General features: G+C 57.7%; 21 protein-coding genes. 13 read left to right on the top strand and 8 right to left on the bottom strand.

Features of this window, described 5'->3' with window-relative positions; all coding sequences use genetic code 11:
• Window positions 1–9: 9 nt before the first annotated feature.
• The 8 genes from LCH65_RS21835 (at window position 10) to LCH65_RS21800 (ending at window position 7213) form a co-directional block, all read left to right on the top strand.
• Complete coding sequence (locus LCH65_RS21835) at window positions 10–1869, top strand: phage tail protein (protein WP_096107748.1); 1860 nt, start codon at window positions 10–12, stop codon at window positions 1867–1869.
• Window positions 1869–2387 (top strand): phage tail assembly chaperone, encoded by a 519-nt coding sequence (locus LCH65_RS21830; RefSeq protein ID WP_032611728.1) that lies wholly within the window; start codon window positions 1869–1871, stop codon window positions 2385–2387. Before LCH65_RS21835 ends, LCH65_RS21830 begins: the two co-directional genes overlap by 1 nt.
• 128 nt (window positions 2388–2515) lie before the next feature.
• Window positions 2516–3061, top strand: a complete 546-nt coding sequence (locus LCH65_RS21825) for a glycoside hydrolase family 19 protein (protein WP_226439788.1) — start codon at window positions 2516–2518, stop codon at window positions 3059–3061.
• A complete protein-coding gene (locus LCH65_RS21820) occupies window positions 3058–3570 on the top strand; it encodes a lysis system i-spanin subunit Rz (RefSeq protein WP_003372700.1) in 513 nt (170 codons plus the stop codon). Before LCH65_RS21825 ends, LCH65_RS21820 begins: the two co-directional genes overlap by 4 nt.
• 409 nt (window positions 3571–3979) lie before the next feature.
• Complete coding sequence (locus LCH65_RS21815) at window positions 3980–4579, top strand: aminodeoxychorismate/anthranilate synthase component II (protein WP_054081676.1); 600 nt, start codon at window positions 3980–3982, stop codon at window positions 4577–4579.
• Window positions 4580–4600: 21 nt separating this feature from the next.
• Complete coding sequence (gene trpD / locus LCH65_RS21810) at window positions 4601–5650, top strand: anthranilate phosphoribosyltransferase (protein ID WP_003372695.1); 1050 nt, start codon at window positions 4601–4603, stop codon at window positions 5648–5650.
• Entirely contained in the window at window positions 5647–6483 is an 837-nt protein-coding gene (gene trpC, locus LCH65_RS21805; RefSeq protein ID WP_054081675.1) for an indole-3-glycerol phosphate synthase TrpC, read from the top strand. Before trpD ends, trpC begins: the two co-directional genes overlap by 4 nt.
• Window positions 6484–6517: 34 nt before the next feature.
• Window positions 6518–7213: a lipoate--protein ligase family protein gene (locus LCH65_RS21800; RefSeq protein WP_226439787.1), complete on the top strand. Its 696-nt coding sequence runs from the start codon at window positions 6518–6520 to the stop codon at window positions 7211–7213.
• 11 nt (window positions 7214–7224) lie between these two features.
• Here the strand turns inward: LCH65_RS21800 and crp are convergent, their stop codons facing one another.
• Entirely contained in the window at window positions 7225–7869 is a 645-nt protein-coding gene (gene crp, locus LCH65_RS21795; protein ID WP_003433187.1) for a cAMP-activated global transcriptional regulator CRP, read from the bottom strand.
• 202 nt (window positions 7870–8071) lie between these two features.
• Here crp and LCH65_RS21790 point away from each other — a divergent pair, with 202 nt between their 5' ends.
• The gene (locus LCH65_RS21790) at window positions 8072–8494 is read left to right on the top strand and encodes an OsmC family protein (RefSeq protein WP_003372688.1); all 423 of its coding nucleotides are present in this window, start codon (window positions 8072–8074) and stop codon (window positions 8492–8494) included.
• A gap of 242 nt (window positions 8495–8736) precedes the next feature.
• Window positions 8737–9531 (top strand): adenosylmethionine decarboxylase, encoded by a 795-nt coding sequence (speD, locus tag LCH65_RS21785; protein ID WP_003316303.1) that lies wholly within the window; start codon window positions 8737–8739, stop codon window positions 9529–9531.
• Between the two features lie 69 nt (window positions 9532–9600).
• On the opposite strand, the gene coq7 is transcribed toward speD, so the two are convergent.
• From coq7 to hemJ, 5 genes are all read right to left on the bottom strand, one after another.
• Window positions 9601–10248 (bottom strand): 2-polyprenyl-3-methyl-6-methoxy-1,4-benzoquinone monooxygenase, encoded by a 648-nt coding sequence (coq7, locus tag LCH65_RS21780; protein ID WP_003433185.1) that lies wholly within the window; start codon window positions 10246–10248, stop codon window positions 9601–9603.
• 121 nt (window positions 10249–10369) lie between these two features.
• Window positions 10370–10708 (bottom strand): histidine triad nucleotide-binding protein, encoded by a 339-nt coding sequence (locus LCH65_RS21775; protein ID WP_003316306.1) that lies wholly within the window; start codon window positions 10706–10708, stop codon window positions 10370–10372.
• 103 nt (window positions 10709–10811) lie between these two features.
• The gene (locus tag LCH65_RS21770; protein ID WP_003372679.1) at window positions 10812–11588 is read right to left on the bottom strand and encodes an SDR family oxidoreductase; all 777 of its coding nucleotides are present in this window, start codon (window positions 11586–11588) and stop codon (window positions 10812–10814) included.
• A 57-nt stretch (window positions 11589–11645) separates the two neighbouring features.
• Window positions 11646–12560, bottom strand: a complete 915-nt coding sequence (locus tag LCH65_RS21765) for a DUF805 domain-containing protein (RefSeq protein ID WP_054081673.1) — start codon at window positions 12558–12560, stop codon at window positions 11646–11648.
• Between the two features lie 98 nt (window positions 12561–12658).
• Complete coding sequence (gene hemJ / locus LCH65_RS21760) at window positions 12659–13087, bottom strand: protoporphyrinogen oxidase HemJ (protein WP_003316309.1); 429 nt, start codon at window positions 13085–13087, stop codon at window positions 12659–12661.
• Between the two features lie 133 nt (window positions 13088–13220).
• Between hemJ and argC the strand changes: the two genes are divergently transcribed.
• Window positions 13221–14255 (top strand): N-acetyl-gamma-glutamyl-phosphate reductase, encoded by a 1035-nt coding sequence (argC, locus tag LCH65_RS21755; protein ID WP_003433179.1) that lies wholly within the window; start codon window positions 13221–13223, stop codon window positions 14253–14255.
• Window positions 14256–14354: 99 nt separating this feature from the next.
• A complete protein-coding gene (gene erpA, locus LCH65_RS21750) occupies window positions 14355–14705 on the top strand; it encodes an iron-sulfur cluster insertion protein ErpA (RefSeq protein WP_002551953.1) in 351 nt (116 codons plus the stop codon).
• A 62-nt stretch (window positions 14706–14767) separates the two neighbouring features.
• Here erpA and LCH65_RS21745 read toward each other — a convergent pair whose 3' ends face one another.
• Window positions 14768–15862 (bottom strand): anhydro-N-acetylmuramic acid kinase, encoded by a 1095-nt coding sequence (locus tag LCH65_RS21745; protein ID WP_032609444.1) that lies wholly within the window; start codon window positions 15860–15862, stop codon window positions 14768–14770.
• A 3-nt stretch (window positions 15863–15865) separates the two neighbouring features.
• Window positions 15866–17290 (bottom strand): peptidoglycan DD-metalloendopeptidase family protein, encoded by a 1425-nt coding sequence (locus LCH65_RS21740; RefSeq protein ID WP_003433174.1) that lies wholly within the window; start codon window positions 17288–17290, stop codon window positions 15866–15868.
• Window positions 17291–17491: 201 nt separating this feature from the next.
• Between LCH65_RS21740 and tyrS the strand changes: the two genes are divergently transcribed.
• Window positions 17492–18689 (top strand): tyrosine--tRNA ligase (tyrS, locus tag LCH65_RS21735; RefSeq protein ID WP_226439786.1); only part of this gene is annotated, 1198 nt, incomplete at its 3' end.

Below are 18689 nucleotides of genomic sequence, written 5' to 3'. Positions count from 1 at the left end.
GAACACAATGTGGATTATCCCAAGAGTGTGCCGGGCGTAGGCTTGGCAAGCGGCAAGTTTGTAGATGAAAACCCGGCGACCGGCACCCCTGGTTCGCTGATCCCGGCGCAGTGGGGCAACTCGGTGACGCAGGAGATCTTGAACGTGATCCTGGGGGCTGGTCTCGTACCTAACGAGGAGGATGTCACCCAGTTACATCGAGCCATTCTTGGCCTGGCAGCATCCGATTACAAAAAATCGGTGCGTTGCGCCACGACAGTTTCCATTGGGCTGAGCGGTTTGCAGACCATCGATGACGTCACACTGGTGGCCGGTGATCGGGTGCTGGTCAAGAATCAGGACACTGCGTCGCAGAACTGGATTTATGTGGCCGCGGCAGGCGCCTGGGCTCGTGCGCAGGATGCGAACGAAAGCACCGAATGCACGCCGGGTCATATGGTGCCGGTGCAGGCCGGCACGAAGAACGCGGGCACCGTATGGCAACTGGTCAATACGACAGTGCCGGTGCTGGGTACAACTGACCTTGCGTTCGAGCGTCTGCTGGGACGCAGTGGTGTGGCCGCGGGTGATTACACGCGGGTCAAGGTCAATAAATATGGGCAGGTGGAAGAGGGGAGCAATCCGACAACCCTCAGCGGCAATGGTATTTCGGATGCGTACACCAAGGCCGAGGCCGATCTGCGCGATCTTCAGCGGCCGCTACGTGATTCCATTACCTATGTGGGGCTGGCCAACAATAAGCCTGATGCGCCTTACATGCGCCGTGAGTCAGATGGTGCTTTGGTTGCCCTGCAACCGAGCCTGGGATTCACTCCGGTACAACAAGGAGGAGGTACCGGTCAACTAGACAACAAGGTGAAGATCGGCTGGTCGAATAACGGCCTCAAGGCGATGGTCGATAATACTGACCTTGGCAACCTTTGGTATTCCATTAACTTCGATCCGACCACTAAAGCCAACTGGGGTACTACGCTCGCTGCGTACAGAATTGCCGATGCTTATACTAAGGCAGAGGTTGATCTACGAGATGCCCGTTACCCCACCAGGGACTCTATTACGGCGGTTGGCCTGGCGTCCAACCAGCCCGATGCACCGTATATGCGTCGTGAGTCGGATGGCGTGGTGTATTACCTGCAAACCAAGTTGGGCTATACCCCGGTTCAGCAAGGTACTGGTATAGGGCAGCTGGGCAATCCTGTAAAAATTGGTTGGTCTTCATCGGGTCTGAAAGCAACCGTTGATGAAACTGATCTGGGCACCCTATGGACGTCGTCTAATTTTAAACCCTCTGACAAGGCTGATAAGGCTTCTACATTATCGGGCTATGGAATCACTGATGGCTATACAAAGGCCGAGATAGATCTTCGTGATTCTCAGCGTCCGCTTGCTGACTGGATAAGTACTGTCGGGATTGCCGCCAACAATCCGGATATGCCTTATATGCGGCGGTCCAGCGACAACACCGTTTACTACCTGCAACCCAGGCTAGGCTTTGCTCCCGTACAGCAGGGCACAGGTGCCGGTCAGGGTAGTAACCTCATAAAAATCGGCTATGACGGTACTAATCCCCGAATCACGGTAGACGCGACTGACTTCGGCTGGATCATGAATGAAAAAAACACCATGTCGTTTATTGGTTCACAAGGTGCGGGTGCGGTCGGCACCTATGCGCTTCTCTTGCTAGGCGGAGGAGCAACAAATGTCGCTGTTAATGCTGGAGAACTTATAGCCGGTGCATCGTGCCTGTTTTCTGCTGCCTCTTCCCATGCGGCGGGTGCACCCATTGGCACATGGCGTCTTATGGGATATGTCCAGGATAGAAATCTGGACGCAACCAATTCCGTTACTATTTGCCTGAGGGTTTCTTGATGGCCACTTTGAAGAGTGCGCGTAATCCGCGTTGGAATACTGAACACACGATGATCACATTGGATGTGGTTTTTGTTGAAACACAGGAGACATTGGGCGAGATCCCGTTTTCATCTTCTCCAAACGACAGCGCTGCTCATGGGCGTGATATCTATGAGAGAGCATACGCTGGGGAGTTTGGCGATATTGCAGAGCCGGTAGAAGTAGAGGTGCTTGCATCAGTCATGCTTAAGCGTGACGCAGCATCGTCGCTGGCAACGGCGAAAATCAATTCGCTGCAAACGTCTTTGGAAATCATCGAGGATACAGCGGAGTTGGAAGGGGAGACCAGTGAGCAAACTGACAGAATTCCAGCACTGAAGGCAGAGTTCAAGGCGTGGAGAACCTACCGAGTCCGCCTTGCTCAGATCGAGTCGCAATCTGGTTTTCCGCTCTCGGTCGAGTGGCCTGAGCCGCCTGCGGAACCTTTCACCTACTCGGCTCCTTCGGACTCGACTGTTCAAAATACGGGCACTTGATAGCGCTTTATTTTTAACGTTGTGTCTATAACTCGGATCACTGACTTTAAGGCGATATAGGGCTGTGCAAAGTTTTGGCTCAGCACGACCAAATGGGATATCTGACGGCATAAGCCTCAGGAGGTTAAATGCCTATCAACCAGCAACAACTACTGCAAATCCTCCCCAACGCCGGCCCTAAAGCCGGCGTTTTCGTTCTTGCTCTCAACACCGCCATGGCCCGGTACGCCATCGACACTCGCCTGCGTATCGCCGCGTTCATCGCTCAGATAGGGCATGAGTCCGGGCAGCTTCGTTATGTGCGCGAGCTGGGTAGCGACAGCTATCTGGCCAAGTACGACACGGGCCAGTTGGCGCTGCGTTTGGGCAATACGCCAGAGGCAGATGGCGACGGTCAGTTATATCGGGGCCGTGGGCTGATTCAGGTGACGGGGCGGACCAACTACGAGGCGTGCGGGGAGGCGCTCGGACTGGACTTGCTTGCCCAGCCGCAACTGCTCGAACAACCCGACCACGCCGCTATGTCGGCGGCATGGTTCTGGGACAGGGCCAACCTCAATGCGCTGGCAGACAAGGGTGATTTTCTGATGATCACCCGCCGCATCAACGGCGGTACCAACGGCCTGGCGGATCGGCAGGCGCTTTACCAGCGGGCATTGGAGGTGCTGCCGTGAAAGTGCTGGATATGCGATTCCTGATCCTCGCATTCGTGCTGGGGTCAGGGCTGGGTACATGGGCCGCCTGGAAATGGCAGGCGGCCCGCTATGGCCTGCAACTGTCCGCGCAACAGCTGACGTGGCAGCGCGAGCGCGAGCAGGCGGCGCTCGCGCTAGTCGACTGGCAGAACGCCGAGCAGGCACAACGACGGGCGCTGGAAGTCCGTTTGCACACCAACGATACAACCATCCACAAGGAGTTGAGCGATGCACAGACTGCTCAGGCTCGTTTGCGTGATCGCCTGGCTACCGCTGATTTGCGGTTGTCAGTCCTCCTCGCCAACAGCCCCGCCAACCGTGATGGCATGCCAGCCGGCACCGATACCGGCGGCGTGGTTCATGGAAGCTCGCGAGGCGAACTTGACCCAGCGGCTGCTGGACGAATTGTCGCCATCACCGACTACGGCGATCAGGGATTGATCGCTTTGAAGGCCTGCCAAGCCTACGTGCGCGAGATTGCGCACTGATGTTCCTCTCGGCTCCCCACCCTCGGCCATCGTGCCCCTGCCTCAATCCCGCCTCCGCGAGGAGGCGCGGCCCTCTTTTCAGCCTTTAACCGCTTTTCAATCGGCGCAGCCCGGTACATTCATATTGCACCGGCCGATTCGGTACGCTAATGTCCTGAAACGTACCGATGAGACCCCTTCCGTGACGACAGTCAGCAAGCTTTTGATGCGCGTTATCAAGGCTCACGCCCGTTGGCGTTGGCGCGCCTGACTATTTCCTTGCCGGCCCTGCCGGTCCCGTACCTGTATGCCTTCGATTTTGTGATGTTTTTCTCCGTCCCCCGGCCTTATGGCTGACGAGGGGATGCATGAGTGAAGCAGAATCCGGAAGGCCTGAATCAAGTCAGTAAATCAAAAGGTTGATAGCAAAATGCTGCTGATGATCGATAACTACGATTCGTTTACCTACAACGTCGTGCAGTACTTTGGTGAGCTGGGGGCAGACGTCAAAGTCATTCGCAATGACGAACTGAGCATCGCCGAGATCGAAGCCCTGAACCCGGAGCACATCGTGGTCTCGCCTGGCCCGTGCACGCCCAATGAAGCCGGCGTCTCGCTGGATGTGATCAAGCACTTCGCGGGCAAGCTGCCGATTCTGGGCGTGTGCCTGGGGCATCAGTCCATCGGTCAGGCCTTTGGCGGCGACGTGGTTCGTGCGCGTCAGGTCATGCATGGCAAAACCAGCCCGGTCATTCACGAAGATGGCGGGGTGTTCGATGGTTTGAATCATCCGCTGGTGGTCACCCGCTACCACTCGCTGGTGGTCAAGCAGGATACGCTCCCCGACTGCCTGGAAGTGACGGCCTGGACCGCGCTGGAAGACGGTTCGGTCGATGAGATCATGGGCCTGCGTCACAAGACACTGAACATCGAAGGGGTGCAGTTTCACCCCGAGTCGATCCTGACCGAGCAGGGCCACGAGCTGTTCGCCAATTTTCTCAAGCAGAGTGGCGGCCATCGTCAGGGCTAAGGATTTTTTATGAGTACCCCCATGAATATCAAAAGCGCGCTGAATCGCGTGGTCAACCAACTGGACCTGACCACTGAAGAGATGAGCGATGTCATGCGCGAAATCATGACCGGCCAATGCACTGAAGCGCAGATCGGTGCGTTTCTGATGGGCATGCGCATGAAGAGCGAAACCATCGATGAAATCGTTGGTGCGGTTTCGGTGATGCGCGAGCTGGCCGGCAAGGTCGAACTGAAAACCCTGGACGGCGTGGTAGACATCGTGGGGACGGGCGGCGACGGCGCGAACATCTTCAACGTGTCGACGGCTTCAGCCTTCGTCATCGCAGCCGCCGGTTGCACCGTGGCCAAGCACGGTAATCGTGCTGTCTCGGGCAAAAGCGGCAGTGCCGATCTGCTCGAGGCTGCCGGGGTTTATCTGAACCTCACGCCTGTTCAGGTGGCGCGTTGCATCGACAGCGTGGGTATCGGCTTCATGTTCGCCCAGTCTCATCACACGGCCATGAAGCACACGGCCGGACCGCGCCGCGAGCTGGGCCTGCGCACACTGTTCAATATGCTTGGCCCGCTGACCAATCCGGCGGGTGTTCGTCATCAGATCGTCGGCGTGTTCAACCAGGCGCTGTGCCGCCCGCTGGCCGAGGTGCTGCTGCGTCTGGGCAGCAAGCATGTGCTGGTGGTCCATTCGCAGGACGGCCTGGATGAATTCAGTCTGGCGGCACCGACCTTCGTGGCCGAGCTGAAAAACGGCGAAGTCACTGAATACTGGGTACAGCCCGAAGACCTCGGCATCAAAAGCCAGAGCCTGTACGGCCTTGCCGTGGAAAGCCCGGCGGCTTCGCTGGAGCTGATTCGCGATGCGCTGGGACGTCGCAAGACCGAGAACGGTCAGAAAGCTGCGGAAATGATCGTGCTCAATGCCGGCGCCGCGCTTTATGCTGCAGATCACGCCACCAGCCTGAAAGAGGGCGTGGCCCTGGCACACGATGCGCTGCACACTGGCCTGGCGCGGGAAAAACTGGAAGAGCTGGGTGCCTTCACGGCGGTATTCAAGCAGGAGAACGAAGCATGAGTGTGCCAACCGTACTGGAAAAGATCCTCGCCCGAAAGGCCGAGGAAGTCGCGGCTCGTCGTGCGATTGTGAGCCTGGCCGAGCTTGAACAACAGGCAGCCCGGGCCGACGCGCCACGTGGCTTTGCCAAGGCATTGATCACTCAGGCCAAGGCAAAGCAGCCTGCCGTTATCGCCGAGATCAAGAAGGCCTCGCCAAGCAAGGGCGTCATCCGCGAACACTTCCTGCCGGGCGAGATCGCCAGAAGTTATCAGGCCGGTGGCGCGACCTGTCTGTCAGTGCTCACCGACGTGGACTTCTTTCAGGGTGCCGATGCCTATTTGCAGGAGGCCCGTGCAGCGTGCAACCTGCCGGTGATCCGCAAGGATTTCATGATCGACCCTTATCAGGTGGTCGAAGCACGTGCTTTGGGCGCTGACTGCATTCTGCTGATCGTGTCGGCACTGGATGACGCGCAACTGTCTGAACTGGCTGCCGTTGCCAAAAGCTTGGAGCTGGATGTGCTGGTCGAGGTGCACGACGGCAACGAGCTGGACCGTGCACTCAAGACGCTCGATACACCGCTGGTGGGCATCAACAATCGCAACCTTCACACGTTTGAAGTGAGCCTGGAAACCACGCTGGACTTGCTGCCGCGTATTCCGCGTGATCGCCTGGTCGTCACCGAAAGCGGCATTCTCAATCGTGCGGATGTCGAGCTGATGGAAATCAGCGATGTCTATTCGTTTCTGGTGGGGGAGGCCTTCATGCGTGCCGAACACCCTGGCGCCGAGCTGCAGCGGTTGTTCTTCCCTGAGCGCAAAATCGCGGTAAGCGCTTCGTCCATCGACTGAGCGCATTGAGCTGAACACCCTCCCGAGGTCCGGCATGCAAGACGCGATCATCGACATTTGTGTCGAACAAGGCCTGCAGGCCGAGCAGGATCTTCTCGCCTCGGTATGCTCCGGGGCGGCAGATCACGGGCTGCTGTTCTGGCGGCCCAATGATCGAGCGCTGGTCATGCCACGGCGGATGAGCCGGTTACCGGGTTTTGCCGAGGCCAGCGAGACCCTGTCGGACAATGCATGGCCCGTCCTCTTGCGTGAAACCGGCGGCGAGCCAGTGCCACAGTCCTCTGCCACGCTGAACATCGCGCTGGTCTATGCGCAGCCGCACACTGATGTCGATCGTGACCGCATAGAAACCGCCTACCTGCGATTGTGTCAGCCGATTCTCGATCTGTTGACCGAGCTTGGCGGCAAGGCTTCACTGGGTGAGGTGGCAGGCGCATTCTGCGATGGCCGCTTCAACGTCAATCTCGATGGTCGCAAGATGGTTGGAACGGCTCAGCGCTGGCGTCAGAGCCAGGGCGGAACGCGTCCTGTAGTGCTGGCGCATGGTGCGCTGTTGCTGGATAACGAGCGCGTCCAGATGGCCGCTGCGGTAAACCGCTTCAATGAGCTGTGCGAGCTCGAGCCGCGTGTTCAGGCCGAAAGCCACATCGCCTTGTACGAAGCGTTTCCGGACGCTGATGTCCTGGAGCGTCTGGCGCAGGCTTACCGGAAACTGCTCGCCGGGCTCTGAATAGCAAGGGCTCAGCGTGTCCCGTAGACCACCATGGTCTTTCCTTTGACGTTGACCAAGCGCTGTTCTTCAAGGGCCTTGAGCACACGTCCGACCATTTCCCTCGAACAGCCGACGATGCGTCCGATTTCCTGTCGGGTAATCTTGATTTGCATGCCGTCCGGGTGAGTCATTGCATCCGGCTGCTTGCACAGCTCGAGCAACGTGCGAGCCACTCGCCCGGTGACATCGAGAAACGCCAGATCACCCACCTTGCGCGTTGTGTTGCGTAGGCGCTCGGCCATCTGGCTGCCGAGCGCATACAGAATTTCCGGCTCTTGCCTGGTCAGCTCGCGGAACGTGTCATATGAAATCTCGGCCACTTCGCACTCTGTCTTGGCCCGCACCCAGGCGCTGCGTACGGATTCCTTGCCCGGTTGCTCGAACAGGCCCAGTTCGCCGAAGAAATCCCCGCTGTTGAGGTAGGCGACGATCATCTCCCGGCGCTCGTCATCCTCGATCAGAACCGTGACTGAACCCTTGAGGATCAGAAACAACGACTCGGAGCGCTCACCGGCATTGATGATGTTGGTTTTCGCGGGGCAGCGGCGGCGTTCTGCATGGGGCAGCAGCTTGTCCAGACTGTTTGCTTTGGGCGTAAAAGTTATTGCGACCATGCGAGACTTCCGAAATAAGGTGTATGGCCAAATGGCATACCTATAGGTATCGGCTGCGCCTTTATTCTCGCCAGCTTTTCCAGACGTGTAGGAAGCTATTTGCGAACATTCCTACGCGTTTCCTACAAAAAGCATTTCTTCCGGGCAGCTTTTGGCCCTGTGCTAAGCTGGCGACCCCTTTTTTTACAGTGGAGTCTTGGCGATGAAGGCACGCATCCAATGGGCTGGCGAAGCCATGTTCCTCGGCGAATCCGGCAGCGGTCATGTGGTGGTAATGGATGGTCCGCCGGAAAGCGGCGGTCGCAACCTGGGTGTACGCCCGATGGAAATGGTCTTGATCGGTCTGGGTGGCTGCAGCAACTTCGATGTTGTGAGCATTTTGAAGAAGTCGCGCCAACCCGTCGAAAGCTGCGAGGCGTTTCTGGATGCCGAGCGTGCGGATGAAGACCCGAAAGTGTTCACCAAAATCCACCTGCACTTTGTCGTCAAAGGGCGCGGGTTGAAAGAAGCGCAGGTCAAGCGCGCGATCGAACTGTCCGCAGAGAAGTATTGCTCTGCCTCGATCATGCTCGGCAACGCGGGTGTGAAGATCACTCACGATTATGAAATTGTCGAACTGGGCTGAACGCCAGACATCCAACGATCATAAAAACGGCGCACACTCTGGCAGACGGCTTCGGACGTCTGCATAATGCGCCACTTTTTACGGGCGCAGCATGTATTGGTTTTCTGCTGCCGGTCCGAACAGACAACCAAAATCGCCAACGCGAAGAGGTGTTAACCGTCCTACGCAGATGAGCCGGGCTCACCTGACGGGCATGCTTGATCACGCGGCTGGCGCCGCACCCATATAGAGAGTTTTTAACGGTGAAAAGCAAACTCAAGCTCCACGGGTTCAATAACCTGACAAAGACCTTGAGCTTCAACATTTATGACATCTGCTATGCGGAAACCCCGCAGGACCAGCAGGCGTATGTCGAGTACATCAACAGTGTGTACGACGCAGAACGCCTGACGCGGATTCTGACTGATGTTGTCGATATCATTGGTGCCAACATCCTGAACATTGCGCGTCAGGATTACGATCCACAAGGTGCCAGTGTGACCATTCTGATCTCTGAGCAGCCGGTGACGCCTACCGAAAGCCAGATCGAAGAGTCGCCAGGTCCACTGCCGGAAACCATCCTGGCGCACCTGGACAAGAGCCATATCACGGTCCACACCTACCCGGAAATCCACCCGGTTGACGGTATTGCCACGTTCCGCGTGGATATCGATGTGTCGACCTGTGGCGTTATTTCACCGCTCAAGGCGTTGAACTACCTGATCCATAAATTCGAGTCGGATATCGTGACGGTCGACTATCGCGTGCGCGGCTTTACCCGTGACGTGGAAGGCAAGAAGCACTTCATCGACCACGAGATCAACTCGATCCAGAACTACCTCTCCGAAGACACGCGCAACGGTTACCAGATGACCGACGTGAACGTGTATCAGGAAAACCTGTTTCACACCAAGATGCTGCTCAAGCAGTTCGAACTGGACAACTACCTGTTTGGCGACGCCACCAGCAACTTGTCTCCCGAGCAGCGCGAGCAAGTGACCGCCAAGGTCAAACACGAAATGCTGGAAATCTTCTACGGCCGCAACGTCGCCGTATAAGCCCGGATTCCGGACATTAAAAAGGCGCCTGATTCAGGCGCCTTTTTTATGGGCGTTGTATACGCCTCGTCAGATGCGATAAGTCGACTTGGTCATGACCTTGGCCAGCACACTCATGCCGAACTTGACCGGTGCCGGGAAACGAAAACCGCCTGCTTCCAGTGCGGATTCAGCGTGGTGTTCTTCATCGCTGAGCATCTGTTGCAGAATAGCCCGGGACTTTCCGTCCTCGGTCGGCAGTTGCTCCAGATGTTCAGCCAGGTGCTTGCAGACCTGATCTTCAGTCGCCGCGACAAAACCCAGGCTGACCCGGTCGCTGATAACACCGGCTATTGCGCCCATCCCGAAGGACAGGCTGTAGAACAGCGGGTTCAGCACACTGGTATGGCTGCCAAGCTGATGGATGCGCTGTTCGCACCAGACCAGATGATCGATTTCTTCTTCAGCCGCATGCTCCATCGCCTTGCGCACCTTGGGCAGCTTTGCCGTCAGCGCCTGGCCCTGATAAAGCGCCTGGGCGCAGACTTCGCCGGTATGGTTGATGCGCATCAGACCCGCGACGTGGCGCGTATCGACTTCGCTCATCTTGTGTTCGGGCTGAACGACGGCAGGGGAAGGGCGCTGCGAGTGCGCGCTGGACGGCAGCAAGGTGCGCATCGCGCTGTCGGCTTGCAGTAACAGACGGTCGAGGGGGGAGTATTGACGTTCGGTAGCCATGGGCACCTCCGGAAGATCATGCGGGCAGTTTACCCCAATCGGCCGGAGCGGGCAGGGCTTGTGTGGTCCGACCAGCGCTGATCCCACGCGCTGGTCGGCCGGAAAGCCCGAAAACGCTGGCTCAGCCCGGTGGCCAGTTCATCTGACGCTGACCGAGTACGTGCATGTGAATGTGGTAGACGGTCTGCCCGCCCAGCTCATTGCAGTTCATCACCACGCGGAAGCCTTCTTCGCAGCCCAGTTCGAGGGCCAGACGCTGCGCCGTGAACAGAATATGCCCGGCCAGGCCTTTGTCTTCCTCGGTCAGATCGTTCAGGGTGCGGATAGGCTTTTTCGGGATAACCAGAAAATGCACGGGTGCCTGTGGGGCGATGTCGTGAAAGGCCAGTACCTGATCATCCTCATAGATGATCTTCGCCGGGATTTCCCGATTGATGATCTTGGTAAACAAAGTGTCCACAGCCGTTTGCTCCTTGTCGGTTGATGGTCGTCACAGGGTGTCGCTGTGCTTCAGCGCGTCCGAGTGTACTGAGCGGGACGCGGCTCGCCCAGCCGTTTGTCGCTCAGCGCGGGCAGTATTTCTTGTTGATATAGCCGCTGATCTGGCGAGCCAGCCAGCGTGAAACCAGGCGCGGGCCGAGCGTCCACAACCGGTTACCGAAGCCGGGCGTGATCACCGCACGGTTTTTTGCCAGCGCGCGAACGGTATACAGCGCCACTTCTTCCGGGCTCATCAGGTTATCCACATTGACCTGCAACTGTGCGGTGCGAAAAAAAGCCGTCCTGGTCGGACCGGGGCACAGCACCGATACCTTCACCCCGGCCTTCTTCACTTCCTCGCGCAGCCCTTCGGAAAAATGCAGCACATACGCCTTGCTCGCGTAGTAAGTGCTCATCCATGGCCCAGGCTGAAACGCCGCCACCGAGGCGATGTTGAGTATCTGGCCGCCGCCCTGAATGGCCATCAGGTTGCCGACCGTGTGGCACAGGCGCGTCAGGGCCAGGATGTTCAGATCGATCAGGTCCTGCTCGGCACTCCAGTCCTGAGCCAGAAAAGGTCCGCATGTGCCGATGCCGGCAGCGTTGACCAGCAGATCGATCTGGTGGGCACCGTCTTCCAGCTCCAGCAGAAAGCCCGAGAGCCTCAGTGGCTCGCCCAGATCGCATGCTCGAAACAGCACTTCCACGCCAAAACGCTGAGTCAACTCCAGTGCAATTGTTTCCAGCAGGTCGCGCTGGCGGGCGACCAGGATCAGGTTGCGACCGCGACGTGCCAGCGCTTCGGCCATCGCCAGGCCTATGCCGCTGGACGCGCCGGTGATCAGGGCGTAACGGGTCATGCAGTTCTCCATTGAGCGTGTTGCGACCGGCAGTCTGCCGAACCGTGGGGCAGTCTATTACTTGTCGCTTTGTTCTTCGGGCTCTATGTTGACATCCGCTGGCGCGGTCAAGGCACTGTCACGGCTTTCTTCGTCGTCATAGGGGAGGGATTGCTCGTATTCATCGGTCTGCAATTCCAGCTCATCGCGCAGCATGCCTGCGCCGCCAGCGGTGAGCACCATCACGACTATGGGGATGAGTAACACCCACAGAATCGCCAGGGTCTTCACACCTCTGGAGTTCGGTGGCGGCGGTGGGCCGAAAGCGTTGGGACCTTTTGTTCCGGGCAGCAGGATCATCAGGAACGGGAAGACGCTGCCTACGAACGGCACCATGGTCAGCAGCAGAAGCCAGCCTGACCAACCCAGATCGTGCAGCCGCTGAACGCCGATCTGTGCGCCGATGACCGCGAACACGACGAGCACCACCGCCATCAGCAGGCCACCGGCGACCAGCGAACCGTTCATGACCAGCAGGCACACACCTACCAGCACCAGCGTCGCGGCGCTCAAGACCATGCTCCACGCCAGATAGCGCAAGCGCCCTATACGCCCGTTGATACTCAGCACCTTCAGCGTCGAATGGCCGGGCTGATCAGCGCCAACCTGTGCCTTGGGCGGTGCGTAGGGTGATATGTCCAGATGTGCGGATTTGGGGGAGGGCTGGCTGACCACTTCATCCAGACTCAGGCTGATTTCAATGTCGGGTTCGATACGCGCTTCGACGCCCGCATCGTTCAGCGCCTTCAGGTAGCGTTCCGCGTCCTCGTAAGCAAGCCCGCGCTTGAGCGCAACGGGTTGACCACTGAACAGTTTCTGCACTGCAGACGGTTCGCTTTTGAACAGCCCCGCCAGGTTGGCCTTTGCGGTGTCGAGCTCGACGCCTTCACGCACCTGCCCTTCAAATACGATCTTGAAGTGTGAATCGGCCATACGGGGCTTCCTTGTCTTTAAATGGAAAACAATGCCGGGCGCCTGTCTGAGACAGGGCGCCCTGTCGCGTTACTGATGAGGCCGGGTGACTCCTGGAATCAGAAGGGTTTGACGATAACCAGAATGACGATGGCGATCAGAATCAGTACCGGGATTTCATTGAACCAGCGATAAAACACATGGCTGCGGCCATTTTCACCACGGGCAAAGCGTTTCATCTGTGCGCCGCAGACGTGGTGATAGCCGATCAGCAGGACAACCAGTGCGAGCTTGGCGTGCATCCAGCCCTGACTGAAATAACCGCTGGGGTCGAAGCTGATCAGCCAGCCGCCGAAGACCAGGGTTGCGATCATTGCCGGGGTCATGATGCCACGGTACAGCTTGCGCTCCATGACGATGAAACGCTCGCGGCTGACTGTGTCCTCACTCATCGAGTGATAGACGAATAGTCTTGGCAGATAGAACAGGGCTGCAAACCAGCAGACCATTGAAATGACATGAAGCGCCTTTATCCATAGATAGAGCATTTTTGATTATTCCCAGGTTCACGGTGGCCGAATAGTAGTGTCTTGTGCGCCCATACGTCACGTTGTCGGTTGTCGCAGAGGCGATAGGCTCCTATTATCGACCGCTTTCCAGTTGTTTCGTTGAGGGCAGGTTATGGTCAAGGTCGGTATCGTCGGCGGCACGGGTTACACCGGGGTCGAGCTGCTGCGTCTGTTGGCACAGCATCCGCAGGCAGAAGTAGTGGTCATTACCTCGCGCTCGGAGGCCGGCATGCCAGTCGCCGAGATGTATCCAAACCTGCGCGGGCACTATGACGGCCTTGCGTTCAGCGTGCCTGACGTGAAAACCCTGGGTGCCTGTGACGTTGTGTTCTTCGCCACGCCCCACGGTGTCGCTCATGCCCTGGCCGGCGAGCTGCTCGCGGCAGGCACCAAGGTGATCGACCTGTCTGCCGACTTCCGTCTGCAGGACCCGGTCGAGTGGGCCAAGTGGTACGGCCAGCCTCATGGTGCTCCGCAACTGTTGGAAGACGCGGTGTACGGGCTGCCGGAAGTCAATCGCGAACAGATCAGGAACGCGCGACTCATCGCCGTACCGGGTTGCTATCCGACCGCTACCCAGTTGGGTTTCCTGCCGCTGCTTGAGGCCGGTATTGCCGATAACACTCGTCTGATTGCCGACTGCAAATCCGGCGTGAGCGGCGCGGGCCGTGGTCTGAACATCGGTTCGCTGTACTCGGAAGCCAATGAAAGCTTCAAGGCCTACGCTGTGAAGGGCCACCGTCACCTGCCTGAAATTACCCAGGGGCTGCGTCGCGCAGCGGGTGGGGATATCGGCCTGACGTTCGTGCCACATCTGGTGCCGATGATTCGCGGCATTCACTCAACGCTCTATGCAACGGTCACTGATCGCTCGGTGGACCTGCAGGCATTGTTCGAGAAGCGCTACGCCGATGAGCCATTCGTGGATGTGATGCCAGCTGGCAGTCATCCCGAAACCCGCAGTGTGCGTGGCGCCAACGTGTGTCGCATCGCAGTGCATCGTCCGCAGGGCGGCGATCTGGTCGTCGTGCTTTCGGTGATCGATAACCTGGTCAAAGGTGCGTCCGGTCAGGCAGTGCAGAACATGAACATCCTGTTCGGCCTTGATGAGCGCGCCGGGTTGTCTCATGCGGGCATGATGCCGTAAGGACTGCCGCCCTCCAGCAAATAGTTGACCGATTTTCTAGGAGAAGCGGATAATGCCGTCATTACGCATTACGACGGCTAACGCCGGGAGATATCTGACATGAGTGTCGAATCCTTCACGCCTACCGCTTTGGAGTTCACTCCAAATGCAGCGCACAAGGTGAAAACCCTGGTCGACGAAGAGGGCAATGATCGTCTCAAACTGCGTGTATTCGTTACAGGTGGCGGTTGCTCAGGTTTTCAGTACGGTTTTACTTTCGATGAAGATGTGGCAGACGATGACACCATCGTCGAGCGCGAGGGCGTAAGCCTGGTTGTCGATCCAATGAGCTTTCAGTACCTGGCCGGCGCAGAAGTCGATTATCAGGAAGGGCTTGAAGGGTCGCGCTTCGTGATCAAGAACCCGAATGCCTCCACGACCTGTGGTTGTGGCTCTTCGTTTTCGATCTGATTGAAGCTTGCTGTAAACAAAAACGCCGCTCATTGAGCGGCGTTTTGCATTGTGGCATCGCGTCAGGCGGGGTAGATGGCGCCCAGAACGCGTCTGCCTTTGGCGCCGGTCACCGTCGGACGGTTGGCCGGAACGCCTTCGAGGCAACAATGAGCCAGCCAGGCAAACGCCATCGCCTCAACCCAGTCAGGGTCTACGCCGAACTTCTCGGTACTGCTGACCTCGGTGCCGGGCAGCAGTTCTGCGAGGCGTTTCATCAGCGCCTTGTTATGCGCACCGCCCCCACACACCAGAAGCTCCCGGGTAATCGCTTGCGCCGATTGCAGGGATTCGGTGATCGTCAACGCCGTCAGTTCCAGCAGAGTGGCCTGCACATCCTCGGGCGCCAGGGTTGGCAACTGGAACAGATGGTGGTGAACCCAGCCCAGGTTGAACACTTCCCGGCCTGTACTCTTGGGGCCCTTGGTCAGGAAAAACTGATCGCTGAGCAGTTTCTTGAGCAGCGCAGAATCTACCTTGCCGCTCGCCGACCACGCGCCATCCTTGTCGTAGCTCTCGTGGCGCTGTGACTGTATCCAAGCATCGAGCAGGACGTTACCGGGTCCGCAGTCGAAGCCTTCGACCGGGCGATCAGACTCGATCAGGCTCAGGTTACTGAACCCGCCGATGTTCAATACGGCGCGATGATCCTTGTTGTCGTCGAACAGCGCTTCGTGGAAAGCCGGTACCAGAGGGGCGCCCTGGCCGCCTGCTGCGATATCGCGGCGGCGGAAGTCGCTGACCACGGTAATTTCAGTCAGCTCTGCCAGCAGCGCAGGGTTGCCGATCTGAATGCTGTAGCCGCGCGCGGGCTCATGACGAATAGTCTGGCCGTGGCTGCCGATGGCGCGAATCTGAGCGGGCACCATGTTTTGATCTTTCAGCAAGGTATGCACGCCCTGTGCGACCAGCCTGCACCACTTTTGCTCTGCAATTGCAGCACGCGCAAGCTCATCAGCGCCGCTGGAGCAAAGCCCCAGCAGCTCGGCATGCAGGTCTTCCGGCATGGGGATGTAGTGAGTGGCCAGAAGCCTTGATCGGTCATCCTGCTTCAAAAGGGCGATATCAATCCCATCGAGACTGCTGCCAGACATCACACCTATATAGAAGAAGTCCATGGATTACCTTTTATTCGAGGCCAGCGTGGTGGCTTTTTCCTGGTCCATGCGTGCCATCAACGGCTGGCTTTGCTGCATGAACCGCTGTTTTTCGGACTTGGCGATCGGGTCCGCCATTGGGAGCTTCTGGCCCAGTGGATCTACGTGAACGCCATTGACCTGAAACTCATAGTGCAAGTGCGGGCCTGTGGACAGGCCGGTAGTTCCAATATAGCCGATAACCTGACCTTGCTTGACAGTGCCGCCGGTCTGTATGCCTTTGGCGAAGCCCTGCATGTGGCCGTACAGCGTGCGGTAGGTGTCACCGTGCTGAATGATAACGGTATTGCCGTATCCGCCACGGCGGCCGGCGAGCAGCACCTTGCCATCGCCGGTTGCCTTGATCGGCGTACCGCGTGGCGCTGCGTAATCGACGCCTTTATGGGCGCGGATCTTGTTGAGGATCGGGTGCTTGCGGCCCATCGAGAACATCGAGCTGATGCGGGCGAAGTCTACCGGGGTACGGATGAAGGCCTTGCGCATGCTGTTGCCATCAGCCGTGTAGTAATTGGTATTACCTTGCTTATTAGTGTAACGAACGGCGGTGTAGGTCTTGCCCCGGTTAGTGAAGCGGGCGGACAGGATATTCCCCGTACCTACGCTCTTGCCGTTGACCACTTTCTGTTCGTATACCACATCGAATTCATCGCCCTTGCGGATGTCCTGCGCGAAGTCGATGTCGTAGCCGAAGATGTTGGCCATGTCCATCGTCATGCTATGAGTCAGGCCGGCACGTTGCGCGGACTGCGACAGGGAGCTGTTGATCACCCCGTGGACGTAGACGTTACGCACGTTGGGCTTGCTGATTTCGCGATTGAACGCGTAGCCCGTTGCCGTCTTCGACAGGCTGATGGACTCGACTTCGCTGAGTTTTGTGTGCAATTGCTTGAGCTGGCCATCCGGCGTCAGCTCGAACTGCAGCGTCTGTCCGTTCTGCAGCTTGCTGAACTGCTTGGCCTGCTTGTCGCTGGCCAGTACTTCGTGAACAGTGGCGGCGGGCAATCCGACCTTTTCAAACAGGGTCGACAGCGTGTCGCCTTTGCTGACGGTGACTTCCTTGTGCGCAGAATCCTTCGCAGCGGCTGGCGCGGGTTTCTCTGCCTGAGGCTGTGCGTTGGCGGTGTCTTGAGCCTGATCGTCGGCAGTGTCGATCTGGGCAAATGGCGATTCGGTGGTTTCAGGTGTGGCTTGAGTGGCTTGTTGAGCGTCTTGATCTTGTACGTCCTGATCCGGTGCTTCCAGATCGAGGGGAATGTTCGTTCGTTTGGCTTCGACTTCGCTGGATGGAAAAACCAGGAGAGCCAGGCTCAACAATGCGGCAATGCCGCTTGCAGCGAGCAGGTGACTCTTCGGATAAAGCGGGGGCGCTTTAGGCGGTGTGTCTTTCATAGGTAATTTGACTTTGAAAAAGGTGAAATGGAAAAGATGAATGACATGATGAAGATGAAATAACTGTATAAAATATAACCAAAACCTGCTCGAAGCAACCCTTCCCGCGTATCAGTGACTGATTCGCAGGCAAACGCTGGGCAAAACTTGTAATTGGGCTCTGATCTTGTAAGGTTGGTTCCCTTTGAATTGGGGACTGAAATGAAGTCGGTTGAAGAGCAGCTGGCGCTGATAAAGCGCGGTGCAGATGAACTCCTGGTCGAGGCCGAGCTGGTCGAGAAGCTGAAGCGTGGCCAGCCACTGCGTATCAAGGCTGGTTTTGATCCGACGGCACCCGATCTGCACCTTGGACATACTGTGCTTATTAACAAGCTGCGGCAGTTCCAGGATCTGGGGCATCAGATCATCTTCCTGATCGGTGATTTCACCGGCATGATCGGCGACCCGAGCGGTAAAAGCGCTACGCGTCCGCCGCTCACCCGGGAGCAGGTTCTCGACTATGCCGAAACCTACAAGTCTCAGGTCTTCAAGATTCTCGATCCGGCCAAAACCGAAGTCGCGTTCAACTCGACCTGGATGGACCAGCTGAGTCCGGCTGACTTCATTCGCTTGTCTTCGCAGTACACGGTCGCACGGATGCTTGAGCGCGACGATTTCGACAAGCGCTATAAAAGCAATCAGTCCATAGCCATTCACGAATTCCTATACCCGCTGGTGCAGGGCTATGACTCCGTGGCCTTGAAGGCCGACGTAGAGTTGGGTGGCACCGATCAGAAATTCAATCTGCTGATGGGGCGCGAGCTTCAGCGCGCTTATGGGCAGGAGCCGCAATGCATCCTGACCATGCCGCTGTTGGAAGGCTTGGATGGCGTGAAGAAGATGTCCAAGTCGCTGGGCAACTACGTCGGCATTCAAGAAGCACCGGGCATTATGTACAGCAAGCTCGTGTCGATTCCTGATTCCCTGATGTGGCGCTACTTTGAGCTGCTGAGCTTCCGCTCGATGGAAGAGATCAATAGCTTGAAGGCTGATTGCGAAGCGGGTGCAAACCCTCGCGATATCAAGATCAAGCTGGCCGAAGAGCTGGTCGCTCGTTTTCATGGCGAGGAAGCTGCGGCCAATGCGCATCGTTCTGCGGGCAACCGTATGAAGGAAGGCGAGCTGCCGGATGATCTGCCTGAGATATCGGTGGCTGCTGCCGAGGACATGCCGATCTCTGCGGTCCTTAATAAAGCAGGCCTGGTAAAGAACGCAGCAGTCGCTCGTGATCTGCTGGCTTCCGGTGGTGTACGTATAGATGGTGAGGTCGTGGATCGCAGCTTTGTATTCAAGCTGGGGGCTACCCATGTTTGTCAGGCCGGCAAGAAGGCTTTCGGACGCGTTACGCTGGTTTCCGAAG

Source organism: Pseudomonas sp. MWU16-30316, assembly GCF_020515645.1.
GTDB lineage: Bacteria > Pseudomonadota > Gammaproteobacteria > Pseudomonadales > Pseudomonadaceae > Aquipseudomonas > Aquipseudomonas cerasi.
The sequence above is the reverse complement of the archived record's forward strand: the minus strand, read 5'-3'. Positions and strand labels throughout refer to the sequence as shown.

Coding starts and splice junctions, on each gene's coding strand:
- trpD (WP_003372695.1), top strand. CDS start 4,601: ATGAATATCAAAAGCGCGCTGAATCGCGTGGTCAACCAACTGGACCTG.
- trpC (WP_054081675.1), top strand. CDS start 5,647: ATGAGTGTGCCAACCGTACTGGAAAAGATCCTCGCCCGAAAGGCCGAG.
- LCH65_RS21825 (WP_226439788.1), top strand. CDS start 2,516: ATGCCTATCAACCAGCAACAACTACTGCAAATCCTCCCCAACGCCGGC.
- LCH65_RS21745 (WP_032609444.1), bottom strand. CDS start 15,862: ATGGACTTCTTCTATATAGGTGTGATGTCTGGCAGCAGTCTCGATGGG.
- hemJ (WP_003316309.1), bottom strand. CDS start 13,087: ATGCTCTATCTATGGATAAAGGCGCTTCATGTCATTTCAATGGTCTGC.
- LCH65_RS21800 (WP_226439787.1), top strand. CDS start 6,518: ATGCAAGACGCGATCATCGACATTTGTGTCGAACAAGGCCTGCAGGCC.
- erpA (WP_002551953.1), top strand. CDS start 14,355: ATGAGTGTCGAATCCTTCACGCCTACCGCTTTGGAGTTCACTCCAAAT.
- LCH65_RS21740 (WP_003433174.1), bottom strand. CDS start 17,290: ATGAAAGACACACCGCCTAAAGCGCCCCCGCTTTATCCGAAGAGTCAC.
- argC (WP_003433179.1), top strand. CDS start 13,221: ATGGTCAAGGTCGGTATCGTCGGCGGCACGGGTTACACCGGGGTCGAG.
- crp (WP_003433187.1), bottom strand. CDS start 7,869: ATGGTCGCAATAACTTTTACGCCCAAAGCAAACAGTCTGGACAAGCTG.
- LCH65_RS21790 (WP_003372688.1), top strand. CDS start 8,072: ATGAAGGCACGCATCCAATGGGCTGGCGAAGCCATGTTCCTCGGCGAA.
- LCH65_RS21815 (WP_054081676.1), top strand. CDS start 3,980: ATGCTGCTGATGATCGATAACTACGATTCGTTTACCTACAACGTCGTG.
- coq7 (WP_003433185.1), bottom strand. CDS start 10,248: ATGGCTACCGAACGTCAATACTCCCCCCTCGACCGTCTGTTACTGCAA.
- LCH65_RS21830 (WP_032611728.1), top strand. CDS start 1,869: ATGGCCACTTTGAAGAGTGCGCGTAATCCGCGTTGGAATACTGAACAC.
- LCH65_RS21765 (WP_054081673.1), bottom strand. CDS start 12,560: ATGGCCGATTCACACTTCAAGATCGTATTTGAAGGGCAGGTGCGTGAA.
- LCH65_RS21770 (WP_003372679.1), bottom strand. CDS start 11,588: ATGACCCGTTACGCCCTGATCACCGGCGCGTCCAGCGGCATAGGCCTG.